Origin of the sequence: Shewanella sp. ZOR0012 (assembly GCF_000798835.1) — a bacterium.
Taxonomy (GTDB): Bacteria; Pseudomonadota; Gammaproteobacteria; order Enterobacterales; family Shewanellaceae; genus Shewanella; species Shewanella xiamenensis.
The window spans coordinates 1,612,796-1,620,224 of record NZ_JTLE01000094.1 but is presented as its reverse complement, the minus strand read 5'-3'; the positions used below and the strand labels follow the sequence as shown (position 1 = coordinate 1,620,224).

The 7,429-nt window shown below is 51.3% G+C and carries 6 protein-coding genes; all 6 read left to right on the top strand.

Annotation, left to right across the window (positions count from 1 at the left end; all coding sequences use genetic code 11):
• The coding region (locus L976_RS08790; RefSeq protein WP_047540314.1) for a carboxyl transferase domain-containing protein at nt 1–1,430 on the top strand (1,430 nt) is incomplete at its 5' end.
• A gap of 59 nt (nt 1,431–1,489) precedes the next feature.
• Entirely contained in the window at nt 1,490–2,356 is an 867-nt protein-coding gene (locus L976_RS08785; RefSeq protein WP_047536127.1) for an enoyl-CoA hydratase-related protein, read from the top strand.
• Entirely contained in the window at nt 2,356–4,395 is a 2,040-nt protein-coding gene (locus L976_RS08780) for an acetyl/propionyl/methylcrotonyl-CoA carboxylase subunit alpha (protein ID WP_047536124.1), read from the top strand. Before L976_RS08785 ends, L976_RS08780 begins: the two co-directional genes overlap by 1 nt.
• Nucleotides 4,396–5,343, top strand: coding sequence for a hydroxymethylglutaryl-CoA lyase (locus L976_RS08775; RefSeq protein ID WP_047536121.1), 948 nt, complete (start codon nt 4,396–4,398; stop codon nt 5,341–5,343).
• Between the two features lie 74 nt (nt 5,344–5,417).
• Nucleotides 5,418–6,122 carry a CoA transferase subunit A gene (locus L976_RS08770; protein WP_011623088.1) on the top strand — a complete coding sequence of 235 codons (705 nt, stop codon included), beginning with the start codon at nt 5,418–5,420 and terminating at the stop codon, nt 6,120–6,122.
• A gap of 303 nt (nt 6,123–6,425) precedes the next feature.
• Complete coding sequence (locus L976_RS08765) at nt 6,426–7,082, top strand: 3-oxoacid CoA-transferase subunit B (protein WP_037425678.1); 657 nt, start codon at nt 6,426–6,428, stop codon at nt 7,080–7,082.
• The last annotated feature ends 347 nt before the right edge of the window (nt 7,083–7,429 follow it).

The following is a 7,429-nucleotide window of genomic DNA, read 5'->3' as shown; positions in this document are numbered from 1 at the left end:
TTGAGAAACTCCTCGACGCAGGTTCGCCCTTTTTAGAATTGTCGCAATTTGCGGCATTTGAAGTCTATGACGAAGAAGTGCCCGCCGCAGGGATTATCGCCGGTATCGGCCGAGTGAGCGGCGTAGAGTGCATGATTATCGCCAACGATGCCACGGTCAAAGGCGGCACTTACTACCCTATCACGGTCAAAAAACACTTAAGGGCACAAGAGATTGCCAGTCGCTGCCATCTGCCCTGTATCTATTTAGTCGACTCGGGCGGTGCTAACTTGCCTCGTCAGGATGAAGTCTTCCCCGATCGTGACCATTTCGGCCGAATTTTCTACAATCAAGCGCAAATGTCCGCCAAGGGCATTCCACAAATTGCGGTGGTGATGGGTCTGTGTACCGCGGGCGGCGCCTATGTTCCTGCCATGGCCGATGAATCTATTATCGTTAAAGAACAAGGCACTATCTTCTTAGCTGGGCCGCCGTTAGTGAAAGCCGCGACCGGTGAAGAAGTCAGCGCCGAAGAACTCGGCGGCGCCGATGTACACACTAAAATTTCAGGTGTCGCGGATCACTTAGCCCAAAACGATGAGCATGCCTTAGAGCTTGCCCGCCGTGCAGTGCTGCGTCTGAATCATCAAAAACAAATCAACAGTCTACTTAGCCCAGTTAAGCCACCTAAGTTTGATATCAACGAACTCTATGGCATCGTCGGCACCGACTTGAAAAAGCCCTTCGATGTGAAAGAAGTGATCGCCCGCATTGTCGACGACTCCGACTTCGATGAGTTTAAAGCTAACTATGGTGCGACTTTGGTCTGTGGTTTTGCCCGCATTCACGGCTATCCCGTGGGAATTGTGGCCAACAACGGCATTTTATTCTCAGAATCGGCGCAAAAAGGCGCGCACTTTATCGAACTGTGCTGCCAGCGCAAGATCCCGCTGCTGTTCCTGCAAAATATCACCGGCTTTATGGTGGGTAAAAAGTACGAACACGAAGGTATCGCTAAGCATGGCGCCAAGATGGTGACCGCAGTCTCCTGCGCCAATGTGCCTAAATTCACTGTGATTATCGGTGGCAGCTACGGTGCGGGTAACTACGGTATGTGTGGCCGCGCCTTCGAGCCGACCATGATGTGGATGTGGCCCAATGCGCGCATCTCTGTGATGGGTGGCGAGCAAGCCGCTGGCGTATTAGCGACAGTACGCCGCGACGGTTTAGCCCGTAAAGGCGAAGAATGGTCTGCTGAGGACGAAAAAGCCTTTAAAGCACCGATTATTGCCCAGTACGATAAAGAGGGTCATCCCTACCATGCCAGCGCCCGCCTGTGGGATGACGGCATTATCGACCCAGCGCAAACCCGTGATGTGGTGGGCCTTGCCCTGTCAGCCGCATTAAATGCCCCTATCGAAGACACCCGCTTCGGCGTCTTCCGTATGTAACGCATCTTGCGATGCCTTACGTATCACTCATAGAGGGGATAAATATGACGGGAATAATAATGACTGACACACAACACCAGAACACTAGCACTCAATCCTTAGCTAATTTGCAGCACGCCTTAGGCCATTTGCAACATGTAAGCTATGCGCTCAATAACGGCGTGGGCGAGTTAATTCTTAACCGCGCTGAAGTGCACAACGCCTTCGATGAGGTGATGATCAGCGAAATGATCGCCGTCCTCGGTTATTTTGCCGAGCACAAAGACTGTAAACTCTTGGTATTAAAAGCCAATGGCAAAAACTTCAGCGCAGGCGCCGACTTAAACTGGATGCGCAAACAAGCCAAGATGGATTTTGAGCAAAATCTGAATGACGCCAAGGCGCTGGCTAAGCTGATGCAGGATTTAGATACCTTTCCAAAACCCACTATCGCCTTAGTCCAAGGGGCGGCCTTTGGCGGCGCGCTTGGGTTAATTTGCGCTAGTGATATTGCCATCGCCACCGAGCGTGCAAGCTTCTGCTTAAGCGAAGTCAAACTAGGGCTGATCCCTGCAGTGATTAGCCCCTACGTTGCCCGCGCCATGGGCAATCGCGCCTCACGCCGCTATATGCTGACCGCGGAACGTTTTGATGCGCAAACGGCGCTCAAACTCAATGTTATCCATGAGATAAACGACGATTTAGCGACCGCAGCAAAGCCCATTATCACCGCGCTGCTCGCCAACAGTCCGCAGGGCATGGCATGGGTAAAGACCCTACTCGCCCGCCTCGAAGACGGCGTGATAGACCAAGATACGATTGATTACACCAGCGAGCGCATCGCCCGCATTCGGGTATCTGATGAAGGCCAAGAAGGTTTAAACGCCTTTTTTGAAAAACGTCAGCCTAACTGGCACACGCCAACAGATACTCAAGGAGTTCTTTGATGTCGACTAACAGCATGTTCACTAAGCTTTTAATTGCTAACCGTGGTGAAATTGCCTGCCGCATTATCAAAACCGCGCAGGCCATGGGCGTTCGCACCGTTGCCTTATATTCCGATGCCGATAAAAACGCCCGTCATGTTGCCATGGCCGACGAATCGTTTTACTTAGGTGGCAGCGCTCCGGCGGATTCTTACCTGAAGGGCGACTTGATCATTGAAATCGCCAAAAAAGCTCAGGCGCAAGCCATTCACCCAGGTTATGGCTTCTTATCGGAAAATGCCGACTTTGCCCGCAAGTGTGAGGCGGCCGGAATCGTATTTGTTGGCCCTGGCAGCGATGCCATCGATGCCATGGGCAGCAAGAGTGCAGCCAAAGCCATTATGACGGCGGCGCAAGTGCCTTTAGTGCCGGGTTACCATGGCGACGATCAAACCGATGCCACCCTCAAGGCTGAAGCCTTAAAAATCGGCTTTCCGATGCTGATTAAAGCCGCCTACGGTGGCGGTGGCAAAGGTATGCGTATCGTTGAGCATGAAGGCGAAATCATGGACGCCATCAACTCGGCGCGCCGTGAAGCGGCCTCCTCCTTCGGTAACGATAAGTTATTGATGGAGCGTTATTTACGCCAGCCTCGCCATGTCGAAGTCCAAGTGTTTGCCGATACCTTTGGCAATGCAATTTACTTATCGGATCGCGACTGCTCGATTCAGCGCCGCCATCAAAAAGTGGTCGAAGAAGCCCCTGCCCCAGGTTTAAGTGATGAGCTGCGCGCCCAAATGGGTGAAGCCGCCGTCGCTGCCGCCAAGGCCATCGATTATGTCGGCGCAGGAACCATTGAATTCCTGTTAGATACCGACAATAGCTTCTACTTTATGGAGATGAATACTCGCCTACAGGTAGAGCATCCGGTGACCGAAATGGTGACGGGCCAAGACTTAGTCAAATGGCAGTTAATGGTCGCCAGTGGTCAGCCGTTACCGCTCAAACAGGACGAAGTGCGTATCCATGGACACGCCTTTGAGGTGCGTATTTACGCCGAGGATCCGCAAAATGAGTTTTTACCCGCCAGCGGTAAGCTCAACTTCCTGCGCGAGCCTGAGCAAAGCAAATATGTGCGTATCGATTCCGGCATCCGTGAAAACGATGTGATCAGTAACTTCTACGATCCTATGATTGCCAAGCTCATCGTGTGGGATGAGTCGCGTCCGCGTGCGCTACAGCGCCTAGTGCATGCCCTTGAGTCCTATCAAATCAGCGGGCTTAAGCACAATATTGAATTTTTGGCGAATATTGCCGAGCACCCCGCCTTTGCCAAGGCGGATTTTAGCACCGACTTTATCAACCGTTACGGCGACGCGTTGATTGGCAGTGCTTCGAGCGAAACCGATACGGCTATCGCCTTTGCCGCGCTGTATCAAGTACTTGCCCGTAAAGAAGCCGCCAAGGCACAGGCAATTAACAGCGCCGATCCTTACTCGCCTTGGGGCCAAGTCAGTGGCTTTAGACTCAACAGCGTTAGCCAGCATACTATTGCCCTACTCGACGATGCCCACGAGTTGCAACAATTGGTGTTATTAGACTTTGGCGATCACTACCAATTATCCCAACCCGCAGCAGAGGGCCAAGTGAGCAAGTCGCTGAGTGGTGAGCTTAAGCAGGATTTACTGTTAGCCGAAATCAACGGCCATAAGAGTAAAGTGCCTGTCAGCGCTCAGGGCGATGATTTTACGCTGTTTTTACCCTCAGGCAGTTATCACTTCAGGGCGGTTAAAACCCAAGTGGTTGAGGCCGAATCCAGCAATGAAGATAAGCTCAAGGCCCCGATGAACGGCACAGTTGTGACCCACTTAGTGGAAGTTGGTGCAGAGGTGAAGGCGGGACAAGGGCTACTGGTGATGGAAGCGATGAAGATGGAATACACCATCGAAGCGCCCTTCGACGGTATTGTTACCGAGTTCTACTTCAAGGCGGGCGAGTTAGTGAGCGATGGCGCTGTGCTGCTCCATGTTGAGCCCAAAGCCCAGAGCGAGGAAGCCTAAATGTCTGCGCTGGATCTTTCGAACTTAAGCGCGACCTCGGTAAGCGCCAGCTCGGATAGGGTTAGCCTATTCGAGATGGGGCCCCGTGATGGCTTGCAGAATGAAGCCGCTGTCCCGACACAGGCCAAAGTCGCCTTGATTGAATCCCTCGCCGATGCGGGCGTGAAGCGAATTGAAGCTGGCAGTTTTGTGTCACCCAAATGGGTGCCACAAATGGCCGATAGCGGTGACGTATTGCGCCAAATTCGCCGTCAAGCGGGCGTGGTTTACAGCGCCCTCACCCCCAATGTCAAAGGCTTAGAGCTGGCGCTGGATGCAAAAGCTTCCGAAGTCGCTATCTTTGGTGCGGCGTCACAAAGCTTTAGCCAACGCAATATCAACTGTTCGATTGAAGAGTCGATAGAACGCTTTATCCCGTTGATGGACATGGCAAAAGCCGCCAATATCCCAGTGCGTGGCTATGTGTCCTGCGTTTTAGGTTGCCCCTATGAAGGGGAAATCGCGGCGAGCGAAGTGGCAAGAGTGTCTGAAATCCTTTACAAAATGGGCTGTTACGAAATTTCGCTCGGCGACACTATCGGTGTAGGCACACCGTTAAAAGCCCGTAAAATGCTGCAAGCCGTGATGGAGCGAGTGCCGGTCGAAAAGCTCGCCCTGCACTTCCACGACACCTATGGCCAAGCATTAGCCAATATTACCGCCTGTCTCGATTTAGGCGTGCGCAGCTTTGACGCCTCCGTCGCGGGCCTAGGTGGTTGCCCCTATGCAAAAGGCGCGTCGGGCAATCTGGCAAGTGAAGACTTGGTCTATATGCTCCACGGGCTCGGTTTGAAAACGGGTATCGATTTAGAAAAACTGGCATTAGCGGGTTTTGGGATCAGCAAACAATTAAATCGTCTTAATGGCTCTAAAGTCGCCAATGCAATCTTGCATGGCGCTAAAGCCTAGGTGCTAGGTTCTAGTTTCTAGGTTCTAGGTTCTAGAAATGATTGGACACGAATAACAATTTAAAGGACATCAAAATGGCAGGACTCAATAAAGTCGTCAGCAGCTATGAAGAAGCGTTAGCAGGTTTATCCGATGATATGACCATTATGGTTGGCGGTTTTGGCCTGTGCGGTATTCCTGAAGGCTTAATCAATCAAATGGTTAAGATGGGCGTTAAGGGCTTAACCGCCATTTCAAACAACGCTGGTGTGGATGATTTCGGTCTGGGCTTATTGTTAAAACATCGCCAGATTTCGACCATGATCGCCTCCTACGTCGGTGAGAACGCTACTTTCGAGCAGCAAATGCTCTCGGGCGAACTGAATGTGATTTTAACGCCGCAGGGTACGCTGGCGGAAAAAATCCGCGCCGGCGGTGCAGGTATTCCGGCATTCTTTACCGCCACAGGCTACGGTACCCCCGTGGCGGAAGGCAAAGAAACCCGTGAAATCAAAGGCCGTCATTATGTGTTAGAAGAATCTCTGACCGCCGATTTTGCCCTCGTTCGCGCTTGGAAGGCCGATACTATGGGTAACTTAGTGTTCCGCAAAACCGCCGCCAACTTTAACCCTATGATGGCGACTGCGGGCAAAATCACGGTAGTAGAAGCCGAGTTTATTGTGGAGCCGGGCGAGCTCGATCCTGATCATATCCATACTCCCGGCATTTATGTTGATCGCGTCATCCAAGGCAAGTTCGAGAAACGTATCGAGCAGCGCACGGTAAAAGCGGCAAAATAAGAAGCGCTGAACGATTAACAACGCAAGCTAAAGCGACAGAGTCTTGGCTCAAACTAGAGTCCAAAGTAAAGGCCTAAAAATTGAGGCCAATAGCGACTCTAGGGCGTGTTGACGTTTCGAGATTAAATTTTGTTCGTTCTGGCAAGCTCGTGCTCGCGAAACGAGGAATGATGCGTAGTTATTCTACTCAAATGACGAGTGACAAAGAGCAAGGGCTTGCCAGACGAACCCTTAGGGCAGCATTTGGCTGCAAAAATAACCCTGAAACGTCAACACGCCCTAGGTAAAGAAAGGATAAAGATCATGGCATTATCAAGAGAACAACTGGCACAGCGCGTTGCCAAAGAATTACAAGACGGCTACTACGTCAACCTCGGTATTGGCATTCCCACGCTCGTGGCCAACTACATTCCCGCAGGCATGGAAGTGATGCTGCAATCGGAAAACGGCCTACTCGGCATGGGTGAATTTCCGACGGAAGAAACCATCGATCCGGATTTAATCAATGCCGGCAAACAAACCGTTACCGCGATAAAAGGTGCCTCGTTTTTCTCCTCCGCCGAAAGCTTTGCCATGATCCGTGGCGGCCATGTGGACTTAACAGTACTCGGCGCCTTTGAGGTCGATGTAAATGGTTCTATCGCCTCATGGATGATCCCTGGCAAGCTCATCAAAGGCATGGGCGGCGCAATGGATTTAGTGGCGGGTGCGGAAAATATTATCGTGACTATGATGCACGCCGATAAGTACGGTAACTCTAAGCTGTTACCCGTATGCGAATTACCGCTCACAGGCTACGGCTGCATCAAACGTGTTGTTACCGATTTAGCCTTTATCGAGATTAAAGATGGCGCCTTCCATCTGTTAGAGCGCGCCCCCGGTGTCAGCGTTGAAGAAATTGTTAGCAAAACTGCTGGCAAATTAATCGTGCCAGACCATGTACCAGAGATGGTGTTTTAAGCGTTTTTAAGCCTAAGTATTAATGACGTCTTAGCTCCTAGCGTTCGATGCATTAACTTATTTGATTCAAGTAAGCCCAGAATATAAATCTGGGCTTTTTATTGCTTTGCTTAATCCATTGAACCTGTCGAGTGCAACAGCACTTATGCTCTGGCGACACGCCGTAAACCCATCCTTGGGGGGCTCAACGAAAAAGTCCCTTTTTTCGATGGTCGCCAACGCATCAGCGCTGTTTGCTGCAATGTTCTGCACATTCACCCCTGCTTTACAAATCGTTTGAATAGATGACCTATCCAGTCGTTTTCCTTCACAGTTAGCCACCTTGTATGCAGTTGCGGTAAACTCGC

Coding starts and splice junctions, on each gene's coding strand:
- L976_RS08785 (WP_047536127.1), top strand. CDS start 1,490: ATGACTGACACACAACACCAGAACACTAGCACTCAATCCTTAGCTAAT.
- L976_RS08770 (WP_011623088.1), top strand. CDS start 5,418: ATGGCAGGACTCAATAAAGTCGTCAGCAGCTATGAAGAAGCGTTAGCA.
- L976_RS08775 (WP_047536121.1), top strand. CDS start 4,396: ATGTCTGCGCTGGATCTTTCGAACTTAAGCGCGACCTCGGTAAGCGCC.
- L976_RS08765 (WP_037425678.1), top strand. CDS start 6,426: ATGGCATTATCAAGAGAACAACTGGCACAGCGCGTTGCCAAAGAATTA.
- L976_RS08780 (WP_047536124.1), top strand. CDS start 2,356: ATGTCGACTAACAGCATGTTCACTAAGCTTTTAATTGCTAACCGTGGT.